The following is a 25,248-nucleotide window of genomic DNA, read 5'->3' on the forward strand; positions in this document are numbered from 1 at the left end:
GGTGGGTCTCATTATTTTAACCTTACTGGGTCTAAAATACTTGCCAGCGTGGGTCAAATTAGTGTGGCTTTTCCACCAGTAAACGAGGAAACAAGTAGATGAGGTGGAGGATGACTTCTTATATTTCTTGAGTTTATAAGTTTCTTGGTTGCTCCTAAGTGTTGATATTTTCCGATTGATAGGTTACCGAGTTGGAGACAAAAGGTGTTTTCCTGATGATTTCGTCTCATCTTTCCTGCCAAATGATTAACTTTGTTGCTAACATCAGATACAAAAACATGACAACTCAAGAATTAAGAAATCAGCGATTAGCCGACAAGTTGATTAAGAATCTTCAACGTCGTCATTACGACGCATATTATTGTTCCGACCGCGAAAGTTTGTTACAACAGGTACGCCAACTCATCCCTAAAGGTAGTTCAGTGTCATGGGGTGGCTCTATGTCTATTCGCGATACAGGCATCACAATGATGCTTAAGAATGGAAACTATGAGGTGTATGATCGTGACGATGTGACTACGCAGGAAGATAAAATGCGCATTTATCGCAAGGCTTTTGAATGTAATTTCTATTTGGCCAGCGTCAATGCCATGACCGAAGATGGCGTACTTGTCAATGTAGATGGTAATGGTAACCGTGTAGCTGCTATCATGTGGGGGGCAGACCATGTCATACTTGTAGTGAGTTTGAATAAAGTTTGTCAGGACGTGGATGCTGCGATGAAACGCGCTCGGTCTACGGCTGCACCTACCAATATGGCTCGTTTCGATTTCAAGACACCTTGTCAAGTAGACGGTATGTGCCACGACTGCAAGTCGCCCGATTCCATTTGCAATTATATCACGATTCAACGTATGTCGCATCCAGCCCATCGGCATATTGTATTGCTTACTCCCGAACCGATAGGTTATTGAAACTAGCATGTTGTCTCTGTCTGTTTTCGGATTTTCTTTGTACCTTTGCCTAACAATTCCATAACGAAAACGCATGATTGTTTGTATTGCAGAGAAACCCAGTGTGGCTAGAGACATTGCCCGAATCCTTGGTGCCAACTCCTCAAAAGATGGCTATATGGAGGGTAATGGCTATCAAGTTACGTGGACTTTTGGTCACTTGTGCGAACTGAAACAGCCCAATGACTACCATGAAAATTGGAAACATTGGAGTTTAGCTGCACTCCCTATGATACCGGAGCGATTTGGTATAAAAGTTATTGAAGATGATGGTATTCGCAAACAGTTTAAGATTGTGGAGCGACTTTACCAACAGGCCGACGAGATTATCAACTGTGGTGACGCCGGACAAGAGGGAGAATTGATACAAAGATGGGTGATGCAAAAAGCCGGAGTGAAGTGCCCGGTGAAGCGATTGTGGATTTCTTCTATGACCGATGAGGCCATCAAACAAGGTTTTGCCGACTTGAAAGACCAGCAACTCTATCAACCTCTCTATTTAGCAGGGCTTTCGCGAGCCATCGGGGATTGGTTGTTGGGCATGAACGCTACGCGGCTTTATACGTTGAAATATGGGCAGAACCGCCAAGTTTTGAGTATCGGAAGAGTACAAACACCGACTTTGGCGCTTATTGTGAACCGTCAGAAAGAAATCGATAACTTCAAACCTGAACCTTATTGGGTTCTAGCTACGATTTATAGGGATACTCAGTTTACTGCCACTAAAGGCAAGTTTACTTCGAAAGAAGAAGGCGAACAGGCCTTTTCTGTTATAGATGGTAAGCCGTTCGTAGTTATGGATGTTACCAAGAAGAAAGGTTCTGAGGCTCCACCTCATTTGTTTGATCTTACCTCTTTGCAAGTAGAGTGTAACCGTAAGTTTGGGTATTCGGCCGAGATGACGCTCAACCTCATTCAGAGTTTGTATGAAAAGAAATATACTACCTATCCGCGTGTAGACACACAATACCTGAGTGACGACATCTATCCGAAATGTCCAAGTATCTTAAATGGTCTTTTTCAAACGAAAATAGATTCGCAACCAGTCTATGCATCGCTCATAAAACCCATCGGTGGGCAGAAGTTGATGAAGTCGAAGAAGGTGTTTGATACGTCGAAAGTGACCGACCACCACGCTATTATTCCTACCGGTGTGGTGCCGAGTGGGCTTACTCAGTTGGAACAAAACGTGTTCGATCTTATTGCCAAACGGTTTATCAGTGTGTTTTATCCCGATTGTAAGTTTTCTACTACGACAGTATTAGGCAAGGTAGACGATATAGAATTCAAGGCAACGGGTAAAGAAATCCTCTCTCCGGGGTGGCGTACGGTGTATACAAAGGATGTACAAATTGTGGAAGAAGACGAGAATAAGAAAGAAGATGAGGAACGAACGCTGCCTACATTCGTGAAAGGGGAGAGCGGAACACATACACCTACACTGACGGAAAAATCGACTACACCTCCACCGTATTATAATGAAGCGTCGCTGTTGAGGGCTATGGAGACTGCTGGAAAGTTTGTGGAAGATGAGGAACTGCGTGCTGCTTTGAAAGAGAACGGTATCGGTCGTCCCTCATCTCGTGCCGGAATTATCGAAACTTTGTTCAAACGACACTACATACGGAGGGAACGTAAGCGACTGGTAGCAACTCCTACAGGTATCGAATTAATTGATACAATTCACGAAGAACTGCTGAAGAGTTGTGAACTGACGGGTATTTGGGAGAAGAAATTGCGCGATATAGAGCACCAAAAGTATGATGCTGGGCAATTTATCAATGAGTTGAAAGAGCAGATTTCAGCAATTGTCTACAACGTACTGTGCGATAATAGCATGCGAAGAGTAACGGTGACGGTGGATGAAAAGCCTGCCAAGAAGGCCTCAACTACTAAGAAAACCGAAGCTAAGCCAAGAAAGAAACGTGCTTCAAAGAAAGAATCGACTGCACAACAAGCTAGCTTGAAGGCCGATGACAGCATTATCGGGCAGGTTTGTCCGGTGTGTGGAAAGGGACAAATCATAAAAGGGAAGGCTGCTTATGGATGCAGTAACTGGAAGAGTGGTTGTACTTTCCGTTTTCCTTTTGACAATAAATAGGCTTTTATTGCGTTGATGTTGTTGATTGACATCAACATGAAAAGAAAGTTTTTTCCATATATATTATTTTTTGCAGCCCTGTGTTTATCGTGCGGGGTAGATCGAAACATGCGCCGAGGTGAGACTTATTTGGCGCTAGGGGAGTATCATGATGCTGCCAGAGAGTTTCGCTCAGCTTACCAGAAAACCCCTCCAAAAGACCGAACTAAGCGAGGCGAGCGAGCCTTGAAGATGGCGGTGTGCTACGAAAAGATAAATGAGGCATCACGAGCTACATCGGCTTATCGCAATGCATTGCGTTATGGGAAAGGTAATATACACACGCGTCTTTCCTTAGCGCGGCAACTATTGAAAATCGGAGATTATAAAGCGGCTGCCGCAGAGTTTCAATTGGTACTCGATACGTTGCCCGATGATGTGTTGGCACGCAATGGTTTGTTCTCGGCACAGCATGCTTTACAATGGAAAAAAGATGGTAGTAGGTATCAAGTGCATCGTGTCGACTTATTCAACTCTCGCCGTGACGACTATTCTCCCATGCTTTTTGGTGACAATTACGACCAACTTTATTTCACGTCTACGCGTAGTGATGCGGTTGGAAACGAATTGAGTGGTATCACAGGAACGAAGCCCGGCGATATTTTCTTTTCACAGAAAGATGATAAAGGGAAGTGGAGTAAACCCGAAGTGGTGGGTGGTAACTTGAATACCGCTTATGATGAAGGAGCTTGTTGCTTCTCTCCCGATGGCCGAGTGATGTATCTCACGCAGTGTACGACGAGTCCGTCGTCGTCTCGTTATGCTCAGATTGTGACCTCTAATCGTTCAGATGCCAATTGGAGTAAGGCTGAAGTGCTCAACATTAGTAGGGATACGTTGTCGGCTTTTGCTCATCCTGCCATCTCGCCTGATGGCGAATGGCTCTATTTTACGTCTGATATGCCGGGAGGAAAAGGCGGACTTGACATTTGGCGCGTGCGTTTATCAGCCAATGGAATGGGGGGTGTGGAGAATCTTGGTGAGCCCATCAATACCCCCGGAAACGAGGAATTCCCTACGTTCCGCCCCAATGGCGACTTGTATTTTTCGTCAGATGGGCATCCGGGGATGGGAGGATTGGATATTTATATCGCCCATCCCGACCGGCAGAAAGGTTATGTGTTGGAGCATCCCGGCTATCCGTTAAATAGTCAAGGAGATGATTTCGGGATGACGTTTGAAGGAAATCACAATCGTGGATATTTCTCTTCCAATCGCAATGATGGGCATGGATGGGATCATATCTACTCGTTTGAGAATCCGGAAATTACTCAGACGATGAAAGGATGGGTATATGAGATGGATGGATATGAGCTTCCTGCCGCACAAGTTTATTTGGTAGGAAACGATGGAACAAATAAGAAACTAAGTGTAAAAGGAGATGGCTCGTTCACGGAAACGCTGAAGCCGAATGTAGACTATGTGATGTTGGCAACGTGTAAGGGCTATCTGAATCATCAAGAAGCGCTCAGTACGGGGACTGTGGAAGAGTCGAAAGAGTACATATTGCAGTTCCCTTTGGCTTCGATTACGGCTCCTGTGCTTATAGATAATATCTTCTATGACTTGGATAAAGCCACCCTTCGTCCCGAATCTTCGAAAGCTTTGGACGAGTTGGTAGGCTTGTTGAATCAAAATCCGCACGTTATCATTGAGCTAGCAGCGCATTGTGATTATCGTGGAAGTGCCGAATATAACAGGGATTTGTCACAACGTCGTGCGCAAACGGTGGTGGATTATCTCATCAGTCGCGGTATTGCCAAAGACCGTTTGACGGCCGTTGGTTACGGGAAATCGCAACCCAAGATGGTTAAGAGGAAGAATGTGGAGAAGTATGCATGGTTGAAAGTGGGTGATGTATTGACCGAAGACTTTATCAAAACAATGGATAAAGCACAACAGGAGATATGCAATCAACTCAATAGACGCACGGAATTCCGTGTGCTACGAACCACTTACGGTCTGCTGGATGAGCAAGGAAAACTCAAAGAAGATGCAGAGAAGAATATGAAGAAAGCCACTGAAAAGGTCTCAGATGATGATTTCTATTTCTAATATTCGCTGGTTACGACGTTGTAACACCCCACAATGACAAGGGTCATAATGCCGATATAGACGTACAACGGCGAGATGGTTGCCGACGTATAAAGCGACACGAAGGTGCCCGAAAGGTCACCGCTAAGGTTGGTAAAGAATGTTTTGAACCATTTGAATCCATCGGCATGGATGAATAGGGCGGCTCCGGCCAATGACCAAAATGCTGTCCATAGTCGGTTGAACCAAAGCGAATGCTTCGGTACTTGTCTCATGACGCGCCTCGAAAAGCCTCTATCTTCTATTTCTTGGCGGTTTTCTTCGAAGAACTGTATGAGTAGTTTATCATCATTTTCCATCATATCCATTCTGTTTAAGATAAGTTGTGAGTTTCTGTTTTCCGCGAGATAGATGGGACTTTACGGTGCCTTCAGCCATTCCCGAAATCTTTGCTATCTGCTCAATGCTTTGTCCTTCCATCAATTGCAAGGTGATGCAAGTGCGCTCTGAAGGTGAGAGAATGGCCAAAGCTTGGTAAATATCCATTCTTAAATTGTTATTCATTGACTCCGAGTTACGTTTGTTGACACTCGGAATATCCAACTCCTCGGTCGCTTTATTACGTCTTACGTAGTCGTAGAAAGTGTTGTAGGCAATGCGATAGAGCCATGTCGAGAAGTTGGCTGTGCCTTGAAACTGCGTAATATGTGTGTAGGCTTTTAAGAAAGTATCCTGTGCTAGGTCATCACTAAGCTGACTGTCTCCCATCGTTTGGTTCAGAAAGAAACGCCGTATAGGTGACTGATATTTCACAACGAGTCTGTCGAAGGCTTTACGGTTGTGGAAAACAGCCACCTGCGTAACGAGAGAGATGTCGTCAAGTGCTTTCACCGGCTTTACAAGGATTGGTCTTCGAAATGGTCGTTTTGGTCTTTTCTAGCACGTGTACGAGCCATCAACATTTGTCCGGCACCCATACATAGAATCAAAAATCCGATACCTACCAGCTCTTTTGCGCCCAAGAAAGCAAATAGAAGTGCTAATCCAAGGCCGATAGAGCAGTTACGTATGCCGCGTTGCCATTGATATTCGTTATCTGTTTTGGTCGCAGTGCGTATCACTTCGGGTAAAGGTTGTCCCATAGCCATAGACTTTTCAGCCAGTGCAATCTTGTCATTATGACGCTTAATGAGGTAATAGATGCCCCATGCGAATAGGAGAAAGGGGGCTATGGCGATTAAGAATCCAAAGAAAATAGCGGGGATGATGAACCAAGGTTTGGACATTGTACGTTCAAAGGGAGATATGTTGGAATCATCATCTTCGGCAGAATTCGGCGCCACAGAGTAATAACTGTCTGTTGAGTCGACTGCTTCTGCTGTGACAGATGTGGTATCTGAGTAAGCCTCAATACCTTGTTTGGCACTGTCGGTGGGCGCAACGAGCGTGGATTGATGTTGGTGTCGATGTTTTGGAGCGGCCGGAAGCACGGCTGTACCCACTGCTAACATCATTGTAATTGCGATAAGATACTTTTTCATATAGCTTTTTTGTTCTTTTTCTGATAGTTAGACGACAGAACAACTCTTTTGGTTGCAAAGTAATAAAAAAAGTTGGTAATGCGGGAAATTATACCTATTTTCGCACGAAAAGAAGCGCAGAGAATGAATTTACCACAAGAGTTTGAGCAGCATACACGTACCCTGATGGGAGATGAATTATATCAAATACTCCAAAAAGGGCTTGAAGATACGCCGCCGACAAGCATTCGTTTGAACCCTTTGAAGACCAGTGGGTACAATGTTTCTGTTCCTTTGGCCGATGGGCAAGTGCCTTGGTGTGAGCAAGGAGTGTACCTTCAAGAGCGTCCAAACTTCACTTTTGACCCCTTACTTCATTCCGGTGCCTACTATGTACAGGAAGCGGGATCTATGTTTTTAGACCTCGTGATGCGCCAATATATTCATCGGCCGGTTACTATGTTGGACCTTTGTGCTGCTCCGGGAGGCAAATCGACCGTTGCCAGAGCCGCTTTACCAGCCGGAAGTGTACTTTTCAGCAATGAGCCGATGCATGTTAGAGCTAATGTTCTGGCTGAGAATATACAAAAATTTGGTCATCCTGACTGCATCGTTACCAATAACTATCCGCGTGATTATCGTAAGGTGGGTATCTCATTTGACGTTGTTTTGGCCGATGTACCATGTTCCGGAGAAGGCATGTTTCGCAAAGATGAGGGTGCAATCGGTGAATGGAGCTTACAGAATGTGGATAAATGCCAAACTCTGCAGCTTGATATTATTCGCGATATATGGCCTTGTTTGAAGCCGGGAGGATTGCTCATCTATTCCACTTGCACCTTTAACAGCCGTGAAGATGAAGAGAATGTGAATGCTATCATCGCCGAATTGGAAGCCGAAATACTCCCTGTTGCAATTAATGATGATTGGAATATCACAGGTTCGTTGGTAGATGACCGCCCTATGTATCGTTTTATTCCGGGTAAAACGCGTAGTGAAGGCCTCTTTATGGCCGTGCTCCGTAAGCCCGTAGAGGCTGATGAAGCGAATAAGAAACAGCAAAAAGCTCCCAAGAAGAATGATACTGTCAAAGGAATAGAGCATTGGTTGCAAGGCGATTTTGCTTTTGTAGAGAATAAAGGACAGGTTCGTGCTATTCCAACGGCATGGTATGGGCTTTATTCTTTGGCCGTAAAAGCCTTGAAAGTGATTCATGCCGGTGTAACGATTGGTACACAAAAAGGACGGGACATCATCCCTGACCAGTCGTTGGCGTTGAATATTGCGCTCTGTCAAGACGCTTTTCCGCGTGTTGAGATTGACGAGTCGACCGCCTTATCTTATCTTCGTAAGGAAGCCATTATGTTGCCGTCGGATACGCCAAGAGGGTTTGTGTTGCTCACGTATCAGTATTTTCCCCTCGGATTTGTGAAGAATATAGGTAACCGAGCCAACAATCTTTATCCGCAAGAGTGGCGTATCAAGAGCAGCCATATTCCCGAAGAGAACACTCACGCCATCTATCTACATGATGATTAATATTATTGCTTGTCTTTCAAAAAATCGAGCTATCGGGCTGAACAACCAATTACTCTACCATATCAAAGCTGATATGGCTCGGTTTAAACAGCTTACCATGGGGCATACCATCCTTATGGGACGACGCACTTACGACTCTTTACCCCACGGTGCATTGCCCGGTCGACGCAATATTGTGCTTTCCCGACAGCTTCAAACTTTGCCCGATAGCGAGGTATATGCCTCATTAGAGATGGCATTGGAGCATTGTGCGGAAGATGAGTATATATATATAATAGGTGGAGCTGAACTTTATGAGCAGACTATTGGGATGGCGCAACGTCTCTATCTCACCATTGTTGACGACCGACCGATGTATGCAGATACTTTTTTCCCACTGTTTGAATCTGATTTTAAACTCGTCTCCATCTCTCAATACGAAAAAAGCGAAGACGCTCATTACGCCTTCGCTTTCTTAGAATATGTCCGTGTATAATTTTTATACCTCGTCTTCCTCTTCGTCTTCTGCAGTCTGTGGGAAATTCGTGATAGGCAACTGACGGTCTATGGGAGTGCTGAACGAGATGGTAGTCTCGCTACGTGCCAAGCCCAAAGGTTGTAACTTGTCGTGGATAATCTGCATCAGATGATGGTTGTTGTGCGCATATAGCTTGATAAACAAGTCCATAGCACCGGTTGTAGCATGACATTCTACCACCTCAGGAATCTTCTTCAAGGCGGCTATTACTTTGTCGTGCGACTCCGGATCTTTCAGATATAGTCCTACATAGGCGCAGGTCTCATACCCAATTTTCTCAGGCTCAATGATGTACTGTGAGCCCTTCAATACTCCTACATTAGCGAGTTTCTGCATACGTTGATGAATAGCTGCTCCGCTAACGTTGCATGCTCGTGCTACTTCCAAGAATGGAATGCGAGCATCTTCAGCAACAAGACGAAGGATTTTCTTGTCTAGTGAGTCCAAATGATGATGTGACATTGATTATTTTTTAATTTGGTTGCAAAGTTAATACGAATGTATGAGTTTTGCAACTTTAATTACAGTTTTGTTTTAAATCGTTAGATTTTTTAATTATTTACTATTCTTTTTTGTTGCAGAATAGTTGATTTTACGTACATCTGCTTGTCTTAATGCTTGTTTAACTTCCGATATGATGTGCATCGGAGTGTTCCTATCGGCTCGCAACGATATCGTCATAAGTGTACGGTCTTCGCTCGACATTCGGTTTTTCTCGGCCGATAAGTAGTCTACAATTTCACCGATTGTAATCACCTTATCATTCAGTTGCAGACGTGTACCAGCCTCTGTGGTCACCCCATCTGCCGATACAGGGCGGCCAACATAGATGGTACTCACAGCTGATTTCTTTGTCAATCGGGTCAATTCCGTACCTTGTGGCACTCTATATTTCACTTTTACGGTCAGCTTTCTCATGTGTGTCACTATCATAAAGAAAAATAACACGGTGAAAATCAGGTCGGGTAGGGAGGCTGTATTCAGCCCCGGAATGCCACGATGATGGTTGCGATAAATCATGGTTGTCCTCCTTTCCCTGCGTCAGCAGTATGTTCTGCTTCCACAATACGTTGCGGACAGATAGTGCGTATCTGGTCTTTTTGCTGCGGAGAGCACTGTTCGTAGCTTCTATGATATATGCTCAAGGCGGCTTGGTTGCGCCAAATGCGGTAGGCAACTGCCAATTCGTTCTGTATATTAAAATAGGTGTCGTAACTTGAAACTGGGTCTACGTCCAGTGAAATAAGATGATTTCTTTTTCTAGTTTGAAGGAAGGTGCCTACTCGTTGGTGCAGTGTGCGTATGTCGGCAGGCTTTCCGTCTATTGTCAACTGATTACAGGCTGTCACTTTCAGCGCCATCATCGTCTTGCTGTCTACACTTGTTTCCATCGCTTCTGCCTGCTTATCTATTGGCGGAAGTACGCGCGAAAGTCCCTTGCTTACGTCCATTGACGAAGCCACAAGGAAGAATATCAGCAACATGAATGAAATATCGGCTGTTGATGTGGTATTCAGTTCCGGGACTTTATGTTTGCGATGGCTGAACATGTTTACTTCAATTGATTCTCACGACGATAGCGTGTCATGCCGAAGATGACTGCTGCGATGGCTGCCAATAGTAGGAATAGCGATGTATAAATCAGCAAATCGGCCACTCTCAGAGCTACAAAGTCATCGAATACATGACCGTTAATGGTCATCGGATTACCAGAACTCAGCACCAATGACAGCAAGATAACCACGCCAAGTGCTATTATTCCGTAACGCCGGATACGTCCCACGGGGATATTGTTGACCACCTTGTTTTCTGTTGCACGCATCATCTTGACCGTTTTTACCATGGCCAGTCCGGCCAATACAAGCGTTCCGACAAGCAATATAGCGGCATACACCATGAGTAAGTCGGTGAACAAGGGGGCATTGAAGTTGGAATCGTCGTCGAAAGGTCGATCGAATCCTATCAGATAGAACAGACCGAATACCACGACAGCCAATCCTGTCAGCACATAGAGCACGCGTTGAGATATTCGCTCGGTGCTCATTGTTTTAAGATGACTCCACTTCCACTTCATCGTTTCAACTTGTATTTCATCACAGCATCAAGCAATGTAATGGCCGACTCCTCCATTTGAGCCGTTAAATGTTCGATTTTCGAGAGAATATAATTGTAGAAAATCTGTAGAATCAGCGCTACGATAATACCGAAGATGGTTGTAATGAGCGCCACCTTCATACCCGATGCCACGATGGTAGGGCTAATATCGCCTGCCATTTGTATTTGGTCAAAGGCCATTACCATGCCGATAACGGTTCCCAAAAAGCCTAGCGAAGGAGCTATGGCAATGAATAATGTAATCCAAGAACAACCTTTTTCGAGGTTCGCAGCCTGTACCGAACCGTATGAAGCAACCGACCGTTCCACGTTACCGATGCTTTCGTTGATGCGTTCCAAGCCTTGATAACAGATAGAAGCAACCGGTCCGCGTGTGTCTCGGCAGAGTTTTTTGGCTTCTTCTATCTTTTCTTCGGCAATTAGTGCGTCAAGGTCTGCCATGAATTTCTTGGCATTAATTTCCGACAAACTCAGGTAGATAATACGCTCAATACAAAATGCCAAACCGATGACCAAGGCCAATGCCACGAGCGACATAAATCCAGCGTTACCCTCAATGAACTTGGTTTTGAGCATCTGGTGCAATCCTTGAGGCGCTTCTTCCATTGCTGCCGATTCGACGACAAATCCACCTGCATCCGCCACACTGTCTGTACCCATGGATAGAGAGTCTAGTGTGGCCGCAGCGGTATCTGTTTTTTCTGGTGTAACAACGCGGCTTTCTGCATTTGCTATGGTGCAGGTCATACCTGTGACGAGTATGCAAATGAGTATCTTGGTTATCTGTTTCTTCATTATTTTAAATGGTTGTATATTAAAATAGAGGGAATATTCTAATTGTAGAGACGGTGTATATACCGTCTGGCTCGTATAGAATCGTATATAAACTGCACTATCACTGAGAGAGACAGTAGACCTACCGTCTCTATACGAGACTGATGCAATTTATGAATATCTTCCTTTTAAAAAAGTAGGATATGTCTTTGACAGCACCCCTTCAATCAGCTTTCAAAGGTACATATTTTGGTATAGACCGACAAGATGGGGTGTCATAAATTTGTTTAAAACCTTCCTTGGCAGACAAGAACTTCGTTATGGGGCAAAAAAATAGTGACAAAACATTTGGAGTGTATTGGAAAATAGCCTTTCTTTGCGAAAGTCTCTGATGCAAAGGAGTATGAAATGAATTGTTTAACTATTTAAATTAGAGATATGAGTTATAAAATTGAAGACATCGAAGGAGTAGGTTCTGTTTATGGCGAGAAGCTGGTAGCTGCCGGAATCAAGACTGTTGAGCAGTTGTTGGAGAAGTGTACGAAACCCGCAGGACGCAAAGCTTTGGCCGAAGAAACTGGTATATCCGATAAATTAATATTGAAGTGGACCAACCACGCTGACCTTTTCCGTATCAATGGAGTGGATCCTCAATTTGCAGAATTGCTCGAAGCTGCAGGGGTAGATACCGTGAAGGAGTTCCGCCATAGAGTAGCTGAGAACTTGCAACCCAAGTTGGAAGCCACCAATAATGAGAAGAATCTATGCAACCGTGTCCCTTCGGTTACTGAATTACAGAAGATGATTGATCAGGCAAAGGAATTGCCTACGACATTAGAATATTAGGGTATTAGCTTTGGGGTGTGCCGAGATTACAAGATGGAAACATCGTTCTAGGTGCACCCCTATCCCTTACTTGATTGATTGCAAAGGCTCTACAGCAATGCTGCAGAGCCTTTGCTGTTTTGTTGAAGAGACGAGGCAGGAATGCTGATGAGCCGCTGCAGTAACCTGATTAACAAGTAGACGAGTTGACTGGTAAACGAGTTGGATGTCATAAGTAGGCTAGGTATGGTTTTATCACGGTCTTTTCTGAATAAAGGAGGAGGTGTTCGGTCGGCTTATGATATGTTGTTGTGGAATAAAAGGAGGGAGAAAATGCGTGGCTTTCAAAAGAAAATCATACTTTTGTGTGTATGAAACGACAACACGCTTTTGCCCATACTCTGTTGCAATGGTACCGGGAAAATGGTCGGTCGCTGCCTTGGCGAGAGACGCGAGATGCCTATGCTATCTGGCTCAGTGAGGTAATTTTGCAGCAAACGCGTATTCAACAAGGACTTGATTATTGGTTGCGATTTATGCAACGATTCCCTGCTGTGGCTGACTTGGCGGCTGCTGATGAAGACGAGGTGTTGCGATTGTGGCAAGGATTAGGCTATTATAGTCGCGCTCGCAACCTGCATGCTGCTGCCAAACAGATAGTGGAGTTGAGACGTTTCCCCGAAACTTTGGAGGAAATCAAGCGATTGAAGGGTGTCGGCGATTACACTGCTGCAGCTATAGGGTCTATTGCTTTCGGGCTTCCGGTGGCCGCAGTTGATGGCAACGTGTACCGTGTGTTGGCTCGATATTTCGGCATTTCCACGCCTATCAATTCTACTGAGGGCAAAAAACTGTTTGCTGCAATGGCGCAAGACTTGCTTCCGTCCGACCAAGCTGCTACTTACAATCAGGCCATTATGGACTTTGGTGCCATCCAGTGCACCCCACAATCGCCCCGCTGTTTGCTCTGTCCTATCAACGAAACATGTGAGGCTTTGCGCACAGGACAGGTGGAATCGCTGCCCGTGAAACTCAAGACGGTCAAGGTGACGGAACGACAAATGAGTTATGTTTATCTACGTTGGCAAGGCAAAACGTGTATTCGCAGGCGCGGTAAGGGGGATATTTGGCAAGGATTGTGGGAACCGCCAACTTTAGATGTGGTGCAGGCTGTCGGTTTGCCAACGGGCAAACAGCTATGCAAACAGGTGAAGCACGTGCTTACCCATCGTGTACTCTATGCTGATTTTTATTTCCTTGAAGTCGATTTACAACCTCAGTTACCTGCCGACTATCGGTGGATTGAGGAGTCGGATATTGGCCAATACGCATTGCCACGGCTCATCGAAATTCTCTTTGAAGCGATAGACAGGCGGTAGGAGGAAGTTATTTGAAATAAATTTCCGTTTGTCTTTGATTTCTACTATCTTTGCATACAAGATGAAACCGAAAGTCAAGAGCAACCATATATTGATGTGCTGTGTACTGGCGTTGGCCGTATTATGCTTTTTAAGTGTAAATGCGCCCGTTCGATTCAAGCGCGAACAGCAACAACGCGAGCTTGTGGTGAAGCAACGACTCTTGAAGATAAGGCAGGCAGAGATGCAATACCGACGTTTACATCGAGTGTATGCGGGCAGCTTTAAGCAGTTGACTGATGCCGGATTGTTGGCGGACAGTCTCTCTTATATTCCTTTTTCAGGTGGGCAACGCTTCTCATTGACGGTTTCCATGGCACTCGGTAAAACTGGCAGACAGATTCCGCTCATGGAGTGTGGAGCCACTTATGGGCAGTATCTGCAAGGACTTGATGCCTATAGTATAACCAATTTAATCGAAGAAGCCAATGCTGCGGGACGCTATCCCGGACTAAAGATTGGCGACATCACAACCGATAACAACAATGCAGGAAATTGGGAATAAACATCCAAACGTCACCGGACGTGTGACACTACGTATCACCAAACACTCACTTTCGATTGCTGTGGTCGATTCAAAGGCTACTGATAAGTTGGTGTACGAACCGTATATCATGCGTAGTGGCATCTCGACGGCTGCCAATCTGCGTGAGGCTTTCCGCGAAAACGCAATTCTTGAACAAGGATATAAGAAAGCGCAGGTAATGATAGACACTCCTGTGTTGATGATACCGTTGGAAGAATTCCAAGAGGAAGCGATGGAGTCGCTCTATCACTATACGTTTACGAATCGCGAGAACGACTGTGTGCTGCACAGCGTGTTGCCGGTTATCAATGCTGTGGCGCTCTATTCCATCAATAAAGATTTGAAGTTGGTGCTCGATGATCACTTCGCCGACATCCGTTATATGCCTATTGTACAACCCATGTGGAGCTATTTGTATCGTCGCAGTCAGACCGGTGCATGGCGCAAACTCTATGGTTATTTCCACGACGGGAGGCTTGATGTGTTCAGTTTTGCGCAGGGACGATTCAAGTTTTGCAACTCTTTTGATGCCGGAAACTCACGTGATTCAGCTTATTTTCTGTTGTATGCATGGCAGCAGATGGGGTTCGATGTGCGTGGCGATGAACTCCTGTTGATGGGAGGAATACCTGATCAAGAAGATTTATTAGCAAACTTGCGCCGCTATTTGCAAAAGGTTCATGTGATGACAGCATCGGCAGAATTCAATCGAGCTGCTATTACGAAAATCAAAGGAATACCACTTGATATGGTTGTATTGTTCTTAAAAGGAAGGTAAAGAAGATTATGAGAATCATCACAGGAATCTATAAAGGTCGTCATTTTGAAATACCGCGTTCGTTCAAGGCGCGTCCTACGACCGATTTTGCAAAAGAAAATATCTTCAATGTGATGCAAGGATACATGGATTTCGAGGATGCCAGTGCTCTTGACCTGTTTGCCGGGACAGGCAGTATATCCTTGGAATTGGTGTCGCGTGGCTGTCGTCAGGTGGTCAGTGTGGAGGCCGATCGTGACCATGCCAACTTTATTCGCCAGTGTTTTCAAAAATTGGGTACCGATAAAGATATCCTTGTGCGTGGTGATGTATTTCGTTTCGTGAAGAAATGTCATCAACAATTCGACTTTATTTTTGCCGACCCGCCTTATAGTTTGCCTCATTTAGAGACGATTCCCGACCTCGTGTTGCAGCAGGGGGTGCTTGCTGAGGGGGGGATATTTGTTTTTGAGCATGGTAAACACAATGATTTTTCGGCTCATCCTTGTTTTGTAGAGCATCGCGCTTACGGCAGTGTGAACTTCTCTATCTTTAAAATGAGAGGTGAAGAATAATATGTTTGTGAGTTTTTAATTTTATCGTTACATATCCAGTTTATGACGGTAGGCTTACTTATGTTTCTTGTCAATGGGTAAAGAGGATAAAGTGTAGAATACGAATGTTGTTTAGCTGTTCTTTTTACTACATGAGGCTAAGTATATGGAGTAAATAATTGGCTTTTTATTTGCTAATATGTAATTTTTAAATTACCTTTGTGATATGAAGCAAAGGACGGTTATTACATATAAAGACTATTTTGATAAGTTCTTTGCCGCATAGACTCAGAAGGTGCGAGATAAGATTATTAAAGTCCTTGATATAATAGAATGGATGGAACGTATTCCCTCTACTTACCTTAAATATATGGAGGGGACTGACGGACTATTTGAGATACGTGTACAACTTGGAAATAATATATTTCGTATATTCTGTTTCTTTGATGGAAACAAATTGGTAGTTCTTCTTTCCGGTTTTCAAAAGAAAACGCAAAAAACACCAAGCAAGGAAATAAAACGCGCCGAGAAGTTGATGAAAGAATATTTTAAAGAGAAGTTAGAGGAGGAAAGGTAATTATGAAAACAATGACATTAGATGAAATCAAGAATAAATATTATGGTGAAGTTGGTACGCTCGAAAGAACGCGTATAGAAAATGAATTAGAGGCTTTGCGGATAGGTATACAGATAAGAGAAGCGCGTGAGAAACAGAGTATGACGCAAAGCCAATTAGCCGCACGTGTGGATAAGAAACGTACATTCATCTCGAAAGTAGAGAACGATGGCGGGAATATAACACTTAAAACCCTCTTTGATATTGTAGAACGTGGGTTGGGTGGAAAGCTTAATATCCAAATACAAGTGTGATAGCCAAGAAAAGGCAGAATCTTAGAAACTGAGTGTATAGTTTGATTCAAGTAAACTGCGGTTATAAACCATTGTCATATGGAACAACCAAAACAATTTTCTAGAGTTCCTTTCTATCCCGTAAGCAGCTATTAGTAAGTAATATATGAAATGAATGGGAACTACTTGCCGTTTAGGATGTTTGTGTGCAGATATGGTAAATAAATAAAAGTAAACCCTTTGATTTTAGTGTGCTTTATATTATCTTTGTAGAAGCTAAGCTGCACTCGGCAATTTGAAAGTTAACTTTCATTGCGCTCGTTTGCATTATCTTTGTAAAAGTTAAAAAGGGAACTTGTTTTTGCCCTTGTATTTCCTAAACATGATAGATAGACAAACAGTTGAAAGAATCAAAGATGCTGCGAATATCGTAGACGTAGTATCCGAATTTGTGACGTTGCGTAAGAGTGGTAGCAACTTCAAAGGGTTGTGTCCATTCCACAACGAGAAGACTCCTTCGTTCTATGTATCGCCCTCTCGTGGGACATGTCATTGTTTTGGTTGTGGCAAGGGTGGCAATTCTGTGAGTTTCATCATGGAACATGAGCAGATGACATATCCTGAAGCGCTACGTTGGTTGGCTAAGAAATTCCATATTGAAATACAAGAACGAGAGCTCTCTGACGAAGAAAAACGTGAGCAAAGTCAACGTGAAAGTATGTTCATTATGAACGAGTGGGCTGCCAACTACTTCCATGATGTGCTGCATAATCATGTAGAGGGTGTGGCTATCGGTATGCAATACTTCCGTAGTCGTGGCTTCCGCGATGACATTATCAAGAAGTTTCAGTTGGGTTATGATACCAATGACCGTCACGCATTGGCCACTACTGCACGTAATAAAGGCTATCGTGATGAGTATTTATTGAGTACAGGTATCTGTTATCGCAATGATCGAGGGGAACTTATCGACCGTTATGCCGGTCGAGTAATTTTCCCTTGGGTAGGTGTGAACGGCAAGATAGTAGGCTTTGGAGGACGCGTATTGGACTCTAGGACCAAAGGAGTGAACCAGAAATATGTCAACTCTCCGGAGTCGGATATCTATCATAAAGACCACGAACTCTATGGTATCTACCAAGCAAAGAAAGCTATTGCTAAGGAAGATAGGGTATATATGGTGGAAGGTTACACCGATGTCATCTCCATGCATCAATGTGGTATTGAGAACGTAGTGGCCAATTCGGGTACAGCTTTGAGTGTCCATCAGATTCATACGCTGCACCGTTTCACCTCGAATATTACCTTATTATATGATGGAGACGCCGCTGGTATCCATGCAGCATTGCGTGGTACGGACATGTTATTGGCCGAAGGAATGAATTTGAAAGTGCTTTTGTTGCCCAATGGGGAAGACCCTGACAGCTTTGCACGGCAACATACGGCGACCGATTTCCACGATTATATCTTGAAACATCAGACTGATTTCATCCAGTTTAAGACTGATTTGCTCTTGAAAAACGAGACTGATCCACAGAAACGTTCGGAAGCTATCAACTCAATCGTGAAGAGTATTTCGGTGATACAGAACCAAATACTGCGCGATACCTACTTGCACGATTGTGCACAACGTATGGGTATCAATGAAGTAACGCTCATAAACACGATGAACAGGTTTATTTTGGAAGAGCGAGATGAGCAAAAAAAAGAAGTAGAACGGCAGCGTAGACGAGAAGAAATAGGTGTATCTGAGGCTCTTTCTACATCTACAGCCCTCATTATACAGCCTCAAAGCACTAAGGTTGAGCAGATGTTGATGCAGCTGATTGTGCGATATGGTGAGCGTATCATCTATGATAATGTGGAAGATGAAGATGGTCACGTACACAATTTATCACTGTCTCAGTTCGTAGCCTACAATTTATCGGAAGATGGTTTGGAATTTCATGATGAGTTGTTTAATCGTATGTTGGCCGAAGCGGTGGAACATCAGGCGGATGAAGGATTTAAGGCTGAACCTTATTTTGTGCATCATCACGATATTAACATGAGTCGTATAGCCACCGATATGAGCGAAGACAAGGTGATATTATCGGAAAGTCATAAGGTGGTAGAGGATGAGGAGAGTCTTCGACAAAAGGTGTTGCACTTGATACTTGATTTCCGTATGGATTTTGTAGAGCAACGATTGCAAGACCTAAAACGTGAGATTGCCACTGTAGGTAATGATAGTGAACGCATGATGAAGATGCTTGCGGAATACAAGGATATGCAAGAGATACGCAACGCATTGGCTCGTCAACTCGGAAATAACATCATCTTATGACATTTTAACGCATATAACTTGCTGTCAGATGTAATAAAAATGTATATTTGTAATTACGTATGACGGATTTATTTTATCTTTTTATCATTTGGGGAATACTGTATATCATTGCCTTTGTATTCTTTCCGATATGGCGCAAAAGGCGCGATGCCGGCAAAGGATTGTTCGTAAAGCACGACGATGATAACAAAATTACGGTGACAAATGCCCTGAAGAAGTTGAATTGCCATTTCACTTGGAAGCAGGAACAAGGCAAGGATATTACTAAATATGATTTCCAGAGTGGGCATTTCCGTATAGAAATAGAGCAGAATTCTCCCTATATCCAACTATCTTATTTATTCTTTTATACCACCAAGACCGAATATTTGGACTTGGTAAGAGCCTTGATGAATCAGTGTAATCTGAATACTGAGACACTCAAAATGGTGTATTCGCTTGACGAGAAAGATAATTCTGTGGACTTGCACATGACAACCGGATTGCTTATTAACGAACAAACATCGGTCAAAATACTCTCGCGTGCCATGACAGATATGTTTAGATGGCAGAGTGACTTTGTGAGTCGAATCGATAAAATGATTAAAGACAGCAACAAAGCTATTGGTCTTGACTTTGAACGAAAACATGCCGAGCTCGCCAGAGAAACTTTCCTTATTCGTGAACAAGAGATTCAGCACCAAGTGGCAGGGCCGAGATGGCGACAGACAAAGGAGTGTCCCATTACATTAGAACAGTTGTTTAGTTCTGTACTAGGGCTGTCGGGGGTTGTTCCCATGTCGCTTTGCATCTTTAGCGAAAGCGAGATGAGAACTATCAAAGAGACAGACGAGATAAGAAAATTTGCTCCGGCATCTACTATTATAGGTAAGGATGACTTCTTACAAGATGAAGCTTTGTTGTCTGTTTCGCTTTTGACAACCGGTCAACTCGTTGCTGAACGTACGGTAAGTATTCATGTTCGATCGGAGAAAAAGGCTGATAACTCTCTTTATTTTCGCATGACCGTGACCTTACTTCCGCTATCCATGACAACAGATGTGAAGGCAGGAAGTGATGATAATGCCCCTAAAGTGGTGTCGGTATTGGCTGCTTATGACCTTACAAATCCTAAGAAGCGACTCGATGAGTTCCGTTATATGTGGAAAGAAGCAATAGAAAAGACTAAGCGTGGAGAAATTGATGACTTGTCGGAAGAGCAAAAATTGATTGCCAAATGTATGGAGCCGGCATTGGCTTTCAATGCTTATCGGGGGCGAATTCTTTTTAATCAAAAACGATTCTGCGAAGCTTTATTCCTTTTGGAGCCTGCTTATGTAGCCATGAGTCAGCAATTTGATACTTTGAAAGAGGATATGCGAGAAGCTTTCTTTGAGGTTTCTTACCTTATAGGTTTTTGCTATTGCGAATTAAAACAGTATCAGCGAGCTTGTTATTATTTGGAGATGACGCTTCCACAACGGCGCATCACGTACACAGAAGAATACGTTAACTGTCTTGTAAATGGTAAAGATTTCAGGGCAAGTATTGTTATAGATGGCTTATTACAGGAAATGGAACGGACAAAAGCCATTAGTGGACGAACTCATAACGACATGGAAGTTTCGTTTATCAACTTCCTCTATCGTCGGAAAGCTAGTGTCTATATAGATAAACAGCGCTATGATGAGGCCGAGAAGTTGCTTCGTAAGATGCTTGATGACCCTGAAAATAGCGATTTTGCCATCAATGAATTGGCCTATATCCAAAAGATTAAGACAGGAGGATAGCTGGTATGATTTACATTCATTGGGCATTTTTGGTCGTCTACACATTTGTTGTTGTGGCTGCTATGATTAAAGTACTAATGGACAATAGGCAACCTGCCAAGACAATGGCATGGGTGTTGGTACTTTCTTTTATGCCTATTGTAGGGATAATCCTTTATTTTTTTCTTGGACAGAATACTAGAAAGGAACGCATGATAAGTCAACGAAGCTTGGATCAGTTGACAAAACGCTCCATGCTAGAGTTTGCTGAACAGCGTGATTTACGTTTACCAAAATCGTATCGAGCGCTTATCAAGCTGTTTACCAATCAGAGTCTGTCGCTTCCCTTCAAAGATAATGAAGTAGATATTTGTACCGATGGCTATCAGTTTTTTCTATCCTTATTGAGAGACATTGGTACTGCCGAGCATCATATCCACCTAGATACATATATCATAGAAGACGATCCACTGGGCAATCTTATTGCCGATGTACTGATAGATAAAGCTCGGCAAGGAGTTGAAGTGCGTCTGGTTTACGATGATATGGGATGTTGGAAGACGCGTAACCGATTCTTTGAGCGTATGAGAGAGGGCGGGGTGGACACTCGTTCGTTTATGCCGGTAAAGTTTCTGTCGTTTTTTAGTAGCAAAGTAAACTATCGCAATCACCGTAAACTTTGCATCATTGATGGTCGAGTGGGGTATATTGGTGGTATGAACATTGCACTTCGATATGTTAAAGGGGATAAGATGCCGTGGCGAGATACCCATTTGCGTATCGTCGGAGGGGCTGTCTATGCTATTCAAAAAGCTTTCTTGATAGACTGGTATTTCGTTGATCGCACATTAATAACCGACCATGCGTATTATCCGGAGCCCGATTCGCGAATAGACAACAACTGTTTGGCGCAGATAGTAACCAGTAGTCCGGTACAACCTTGGCCCGATATCATGCAGGGATATGTGCGTATTCTGCTCGAAGCCCGTCGATATGTGTACATGGAGACGCCTTACTTTCTACCTACCGAGCCCATTCTTTTTGCCATGCGAACAGCTGCTTTGGCCGGAGTAGACGTCAGATTGATGATTCCGATGCGTACCGATGCGAAGCTAGTGGAATGGGCTAGCATCTCATATGTGATGGAAACGCTTGAAGCCGGGGTAAAAGTTTATCTTTATCAGGCAGGATTCAACCATTCCAAAATGCTGGTTAGCGATGACTTCCTGTGTAGTTGTGGAAGTTCAAACATCGATTTCCGTAGTTTTGAAAACAACTTTGAATCAAATGCTTTTTTCTATGATAGCGCGTTAGCTTTACGTATGAAGAAAGTGTTCTTAGACGATTTGCAACAATGTGTACCCATTGAGAAGGTACAAAGGCTTATGCGTCGTCCTTTCCTCTTGCGACTTTGGGAATCTATTATTCGCTTACTCTCGCCACTGCTGTAAGGAGACAACGTTACTGTTTGGGCTTTGCAGCATTGCTGTTCGGTTTAGGCAGTAAGTCTGTTCGGCCTTTGCAGCATTGCTGTTCGGTTTAGGCAGTAAGTCTGTTCGGCCTTTGCAGCGATTTAAACTTTTTAGTTTATGAGTTTGTGAGTTGCAAATTAGGAAACTCATAGAGACTTTCTCATCAATCAAGATGTTTTTTCTTTATTTCTCCAAGACCTTTTTTATCTCGGCATCTGTCTTGGTTAGCTTGTCCTTACACAGCTTGATGAGCTTTTGAGCCTGCTTGAGTTGCTCGGTCATGTGGTCGATGTCAAGTTCATTATTCTCCATGCGAGCCACAATTTGTTCCAATTGTCGTACGGCTTCTTCGTATTTAATATCTTCTTTTGCCATTATTTGATGATTGATTTGATGGTTCCTTGATAGAATCGGGTTTCTATTTCATCGCCCGATTTTAATACTTTGGTATTGCGAACGGTACGTCCGTTGTGAATGGTGATGCTGTAACCGCGCTTTAATAATAGTGTTGGGTCGAGGGCCTCGGCGCGTTGTGCCAACATATCCAAGCGATGATGCCCTTGCAAAAGTTTACGCTCGGCACCCGGATGGAGTCGCAATGCCAGTTGGTCTATGCGATGACTGGCTTCGGCAACAGACTGCTCCATGAGTTGAGACAGATGCTGATAGAGGCGATCGAGACGTGCCGACTGTTGCGTTTTAACCAATGAGAAGAGCATGGGTATCTTGTCTGTGAGTCGACTAAGCCGTACTTGCTCCATTTCCATGCGTCGCTCAATGGTCTTAACTATGGTCTGTTCGGCTTCTTCTACGCGAATAAGCACCTCAGCCAAGTGGTTGATGAGAAACGCTGCGGCTGCCGTTGGTGTCTTTACGCGTGTATGCGAAATCATATCGAGCACCGATTCGTCGCGTTCGTGTCCTATGCCGGTGATGACTGGGAGGGGGAAGTTGGCTACGTTTTCGGCCAATGCCAATGTGTCGAAACCGCTTAAATCGCTCGTAGCACCACCACCTCGGATAATGACAACAACGTCGAAATCGTCTAATCGATGGTAGATGAGGTTGAGAGCTGTGATGACACTCGTCTCAACCCCTTCTCCTTGCATGGTCGCGGTGAATAATGTTGGGTAGAAAGCCAGTCCATATTCGTTGTCCGATAGTTGATGGCAGAAGTCTCCATAACCTGCAGCTCCAGCACTAGAGATAACAGCTATGCGCTGAGCAAACATGGGGATGCGTAGTTCGCGTTGCAAATCGAAGACCCCTTCTTGTTGTAGTTGTCGTATAATTTCTTGGCGCTTACGTGCCATGTCGCCCATGGTGTATTCCGGATTGATGTCGGTGACAATCCATGAGAAACCGTATGCTTCGTGAAAATTGGCGTAGACCTTGAGCAAAACTTTCATGCCGGGATGGATTTGCTGGCCGGTGATGCGCTCGAAATGTGGTCGTACGTATGCCCATGTGTTCTTCCAACACTTGGCAGAAGCCCTAGCGATGGGCGTATTGGTGGCGTTGTCTTTCTGTATCAGCTCCATGTAGCAGTGCCCACGAACCTCGCGTGCCTCTGACAGTTCGGCTTCTACCCAATATTCGCGAGACAGGGTTGTCTCAATAGTCTCGCGTACCAATTGGTTGAGTTCGTATAAAGTGAGTGTATGCTGCATAGAGATGAGAGAATAAAAGGGTTATTTACCTGACTGGAAAGCTTTCCAGAAGTCGGGCAAACCGTATCCCATGATGGTGTCTGGATGAACGAAGTTATTGCCACTCTTGCGTACTAAATCGATGATTTCGAGTGCAGTCTTGTCGGGAAGTGCCTGCCATAAGCAAGCTACCATACCCGATATGAGTGGAGCAGAGAACGAGGTGCCCATATCGTTGATGATGGTTCCACGTCCTGAAATGACAGTTGTGGGACTTCCATAAGCCATTACGTCGGGTTTGATGCGCCCGTCTGCCGTTGGGCCAACGGCACTGAAAGCCGCATTAAGACCGTTGGGACTGATGGAGCCTACGGTTAGTATATCGGTAGCATCGGCTGGGAAATTGATTTTTTTCCATGTTCCCATACCGTCGTTTCCAGCACTGTTGACCAGTACAATACCCTTGCCGGCCAACATAGATGCCGTATGTGAGATGAGTGTTTGCTGGCCGTCAAGTTCTTGGTAAGTATGACTAGTGGTGCGGTCGTCAAATTCATGAAAGCCTAGTGAGGAGTTGATGATGTCTACACCGGCTGAGTCGGCATACTCTACAGCCTCAGCCCAGTAGTCTTCTTCGGCTAAACTCTCTGTATATTGGTCTTCGCAACGTATCAACATGTACGAAGCGTCGGGGGCGGTTCCCCTGTATGTGTCTGCTTGATTGGCTGCCATGGTTGATAAAACCATCGTACCGTGGTCTAATTCCGCGAATATATCTGTGCTTCGGGGAACCACGAAGTCGGCCAATCCAGCCAATTTGATGTTATGAAAGATGGGGATTCGGTCTACATTCATGAATCCGGCATCGAGTACGGCTATCACTTTGTCTTTGCCGGTATAGCCTGCTTGATGCATCTGAATACCGTTCATGGCTTTGATTTGTTCCTCGGCCATGCCGTAAGGATTGTGCGAAACGGTGTCCCAACGGTTGAAATCTTTCTTGAAATTGACGCGTTGGGAGGGCTCGATAGAGTCGGGTGAGGAGAAAACGTGGCGGATGTCGCGGATGAAAGGGAGACCTTTCAAGCAGTCAATCTGTGATACTTTGGTGCAACGCACAAGTACAGAATTGTTCCATTTGCTTTTGCCAACAACCTCAAGTCTATTATTTTTGAGTGTTTGAATATAGCCCGGACTCACCGGAAGATCGGTAGAATCGATGGCAATATGCTGTCGTTGGCGGCGAGCAATGGCTCGTGGCGAGAGGAATTCCTCCGGATGCAGGATAGAAAAAGGGGTACCTTGCTTATCGGTAAGTATAATTCTGAACATAAAACATTTACCGCCGGGGTAGGAAATCTTATGCGATTCGTAGCCTTTTGCAGCTATCTGAAGGCTCGTTATCATCATGATAAACGCTAGCGATAAATACTTTCTCATGCCTATTTTACTGATATTTTGACTTGCAAAAATAATTAAAACCATTGTGAAACACAAAAGAATACATCGCTTTTTCAATAAAATCGCATAGG

At 44.1% G+C, this 25,248-nt stretch carries 25 protein-coding genes and 1 pseudogene; 15 read left to right on the plus strand and 11 right to left on the minus strand.

The window, feature by feature from the left end; genetic code table 11:
* The first annotated feature begins 278 nt into the window (after positions 1-278).
* The 3 genes from AC1EK4_RS10550 to porE all read left to right on the plus strand — a co-directional run bounded on the left by AC1EK4_RS10550 (position 279) and on the right by porE (position 5,148).
* On the plus strand, positions 279-914 hold the full coding sequence (locus tag AC1EK4_RS10550; RefSeq protein WP_480358206.1) for a lactate utilization protein: 636 nt from the start codon (positions 279-281) through the stop codon (positions 912-914).
* Between the two features lie 73 nt (positions 915-987).
* Entirely contained in the window at positions 988-3,054 is a 2,067-nt protein-coding gene (locus AC1EK4_RS10555; RefSeq protein WP_036899393.1) for a DNA topoisomerase 3, read from the plus strand.
* A gap of 36 nt (positions 3,055-3,090) precedes the next feature.
* Positions 3,091-5,148, plus strand: a complete 2,058-nt coding sequence (porE, locus tag AC1EK4_RS10560) for a PorE family type IX secretion system protein (protein ID WP_480358209.1) — start codon at positions 3,091-3,093, stop codon at positions 5,146-5,148.
* Here porE and AC1EK4_RS10565 read toward each other — a convergent pair.
* Genes AC1EK4_RS10565 through AC1EK4_RS10575 form a run of 3 tightly spaced genes read right to left on the minus strand, consistent with a single transcriptional unit; the run spans position 5,145 to position 6,668 of the window.
* Positions 5,145-5,495 carry a DUF5056 domain-containing protein gene (locus AC1EK4_RS10565; protein ID WP_062433088.1) on the minus strand — a complete coding sequence of 117 codons (351 nt, stop codon included), beginning with the start codon at positions 5,493-5,495 and terminating at the stop codon, positions 5,145-5,147. The genes porE and AC1EK4_RS10565 overlap by 4 nt on opposite strands.
* A complete protein-coding gene (locus AC1EK4_RS10570) occupies positions 5,476-6,018 on the minus strand; it encodes an RNA polymerase sigma factor (RefSeq protein ID WP_036899391.1) in 543 nt (180 codons plus the stop codon). Before AC1EK4_RS10570 ends, AC1EK4_RS10565 begins: the two co-directional genes overlap by 20 nt.
* A gap of 5 nt (positions 6,019-6,023) precedes the next feature.
* Positions 6,024-6,668, minus strand: coding sequence for a DUF6249 domain-containing protein (locus AC1EK4_RS10575; RefSeq protein WP_156431023.1), 645 nt, complete (start codon positions 6,666-6,668; stop codon positions 6,024-6,026).
* A gap of 123 nt (positions 6,669-6,791) precedes the next feature.
* Here AC1EK4_RS10575 and AC1EK4_RS10580 point away from each other — a divergent pair, with 123 nt between their 5' ends.
* Together AC1EK4_RS10580 and AC1EK4_RS10585 are read left to right on the plus strand one after the other, a co-directional pair.
* Complete coding sequence (locus AC1EK4_RS10580) at positions 6,792-8,186, plus strand: methyltransferase RsmF C-terminal domain-like protein (protein WP_036899387.1); 1,395 nt, start codon at positions 6,792-6,794, stop codon at positions 8,184-8,186.
* Positions 8,176-8,661 (plus strand): dihydrofolate reductase, encoded by a 486-nt coding sequence (locus tag AC1EK4_RS10585; protein WP_036899384.1) that lies wholly within the window; start codon positions 8,176-8,178, stop codon positions 8,659-8,661. Before AC1EK4_RS10580 ends, AC1EK4_RS10585 begins: the two co-directional genes overlap by 11 nt.
* 3 nt (positions 8,662-8,664) lie before the next feature.
* On the opposite strand, the gene AC1EK4_RS10590 is transcribed toward AC1EK4_RS10585, so the two are convergent.
* The 5 genes from AC1EK4_RS10590 to AC1EK4_RS10610 all read right to left on the minus strand — a co-directional run bounded on the left by AC1EK4_RS10590 (position 8,665) and on the right by AC1EK4_RS10610 (position 11,613).
* On the minus strand, positions 8,665-9,165 hold the full coding sequence (locus AC1EK4_RS10590) for an Lrp/AsnC family transcriptional regulator (protein ID WP_036899382.1): 501 nt from the start codon (positions 9,163-9,165) through the stop codon (positions 8,665-8,667).
* A gap of 93 nt (positions 9,166-9,258) precedes the next feature.
* Positions 9,259-9,723 (minus strand): ExbD/TolR family protein, encoded by a 465-nt coding sequence (locus tag AC1EK4_RS10595; RefSeq protein WP_036899380.1) that lies wholly within the window; start codon positions 9,721-9,723, stop codon positions 9,259-9,261.
* Positions 9,720-10,253, minus strand: coding sequence for an ExbD/TolR family protein (locus AC1EK4_RS10600; protein WP_480358210.1), 534 nt, complete (start codon positions 10,251-10,253; stop codon positions 9,720-9,722). Before AC1EK4_RS10600 ends, AC1EK4_RS10595 begins: the two co-directional genes overlap by 4 nt.
* Before the next feature lie 2 nt (positions 10,254-10,255).
* The gene (locus AC1EK4_RS10605) at positions 10,256-10,777 is read right to left on the minus strand and encodes a hypothetical protein (RefSeq protein WP_036899376.1); all 522 of its coding nucleotides are present in this window, start codon (positions 10,775-10,777) and stop codon (positions 10,256-10,258) included.
* Positions 10,774-11,613 (minus strand): MotA/TolQ/ExbB proton channel family protein, encoded by an 840-nt coding sequence (locus AC1EK4_RS10610; protein ID WP_036899374.1) that lies wholly within the window; start codon positions 11,611-11,613, stop codon positions 10,774-10,776. Before AC1EK4_RS10610 ends, AC1EK4_RS10605 begins: the two co-directional genes overlap by 4 nt.
* Positions 11,614-12,030: 417 nt before the next feature.
* Between AC1EK4_RS10610 and AC1EK4_RS10615 the strand changes: the two genes are divergently transcribed.
* From AC1EK4_RS10615 to cls, 10 genes and pseudogenes are all read left to right on the plus strand, one after another.
* On the plus strand, positions 12,031-12,438 hold the full coding sequence (locus tag AC1EK4_RS10615; protein ID WP_062433082.1) for a DUF4332 domain-containing protein: 408 nt from the start codon (positions 12,031-12,033) through the stop codon (positions 12,436-12,438).
* Between the two features lie 350 nt (positions 12,439-12,788).
* Complete coding sequence (gene mutY, locus AC1EK4_RS10620) at positions 12,789-13,796, plus strand: A/G-specific adenine glycosylase (protein ID WP_480358212.1); 1,008 nt, start codon at positions 12,789-12,791, stop codon at positions 13,794-13,796.
* A 61-nt stretch (positions 13,797-13,857) separates the two neighbouring features.
* Positions 13,858-14,340 (plus strand): hypothetical protein, encoded by a 483-nt coding sequence (locus AC1EK4_RS10625; protein WP_036899367.1) that lies wholly within the window; start codon positions 13,858-13,860, stop codon positions 14,338-14,340.
* Positions 14,321-15,139: a DUF3822 family protein gene (locus AC1EK4_RS10630; protein WP_480358213.1), complete on the plus strand. Its 819-nt coding sequence runs from the start codon at positions 14,321-14,323 to the stop codon at positions 15,137-15,139. The genes AC1EK4_RS10625 and AC1EK4_RS10630 overlap by 20 nt, the downstream gene beginning before the upstream one ends.
* 8 nt (positions 15,140-15,147) lie before the next feature.
* Complete coding sequence (locus AC1EK4_RS10635) at positions 15,148-15,693, plus strand: RsmD family RNA methyltransferase (RefSeq protein ID WP_036899363.1); 546 nt, start codon at positions 15,148-15,150, stop codon at positions 15,691-15,693.
* A gap of 205 nt (positions 15,694-15,898) precedes the next feature.
* Positions 15,899-16,249, plus strand: a pseudogene (locus AC1EK4_RS10640) (type II toxin-antitoxin system RelE/ParE family toxin).
* A gap of 2 nt (positions 16,250-16,251) precedes the next feature.
* Positions 16,252-16,542 carry a helix-turn-helix domain-containing protein gene (locus AC1EK4_RS10645; protein WP_480358215.1) on the plus strand — a complete coding sequence of 97 codons (291 nt, stop codon included), beginning with the start codon at positions 16,252-16,254 and terminating at the stop codon, positions 16,540-16,542.
* A 361-nt stretch (positions 16,543-16,903) separates the two neighbouring features.
* Positions 16,904-18,847 (plus strand): DNA primase, encoded by a 1,944-nt coding sequence (gene dnaG / locus AC1EK4_RS10650; RefSeq protein ID WP_480358217.1) that lies wholly within the window; start codon positions 16,904-16,906, stop codon positions 18,845-18,847.
* A 59-nt stretch (positions 18,848-18,906) separates the two neighbouring features.
* Positions 18,907-20,616, plus strand: coding sequence for a hypothetical protein (locus AC1EK4_RS10655; RefSeq protein ID WP_480358219.1), 1,710 nt, complete (start codon positions 18,907-18,909; stop codon positions 20,614-20,616).
* Positions 20,617-20,621: 5 nt separating this feature from the next.
* Positions 20,622-22,046, plus strand: coding sequence for a cardiolipin synthase (cls, locus tag AC1EK4_RS10660; protein WP_036899354.1), 1,425 nt, complete (start codon positions 20,622-20,624; stop codon positions 22,044-22,046).
* Positions 22,047-22,250: 204 nt separating this feature from the next.
* On the opposite strand, the gene xseB is transcribed toward cls, so the two are convergent.
* Genes xseB through AC1EK4_RS10675 form a run of 3 tightly spaced genes read right to left on the minus strand, consistent with a single transcriptional unit; the run spans position 22,251 to position 25,156 of the window.
* Positions 22,251-22,442, minus strand: coding sequence for an exodeoxyribonuclease VII small subunit (xseB, locus tag AC1EK4_RS10665; RefSeq protein WP_036899352.1), 192 nt, complete (start codon positions 22,440-22,442; stop codon positions 22,251-22,253).
* A complete protein-coding gene (gene xseA, locus AC1EK4_RS10670; RefSeq protein ID WP_036899350.1) occupies positions 22,442-23,737 on the minus strand; it encodes an exodeoxyribonuclease VII large subunit in 1,296 nt (431 codons plus the stop codon). The genes xseB and xseA overlap by 1 nt, the downstream gene beginning before the upstream one ends.
* 21 nt (positions 23,738-23,758) lie before the next feature.
* Complete coding sequence (locus AC1EK4_RS10675; protein ID WP_480358221.1) at positions 23,759-25,156, minus strand: S8 family serine peptidase; 1,398 nt, start codon at positions 25,154-25,156, stop codon at positions 23,759-23,761.
* Positions 25,157-25,248 lie beyond the last annotated feature (92 nt).

The organism is Prevotella sp. C0026C3 (assembly GCF_056590795.1).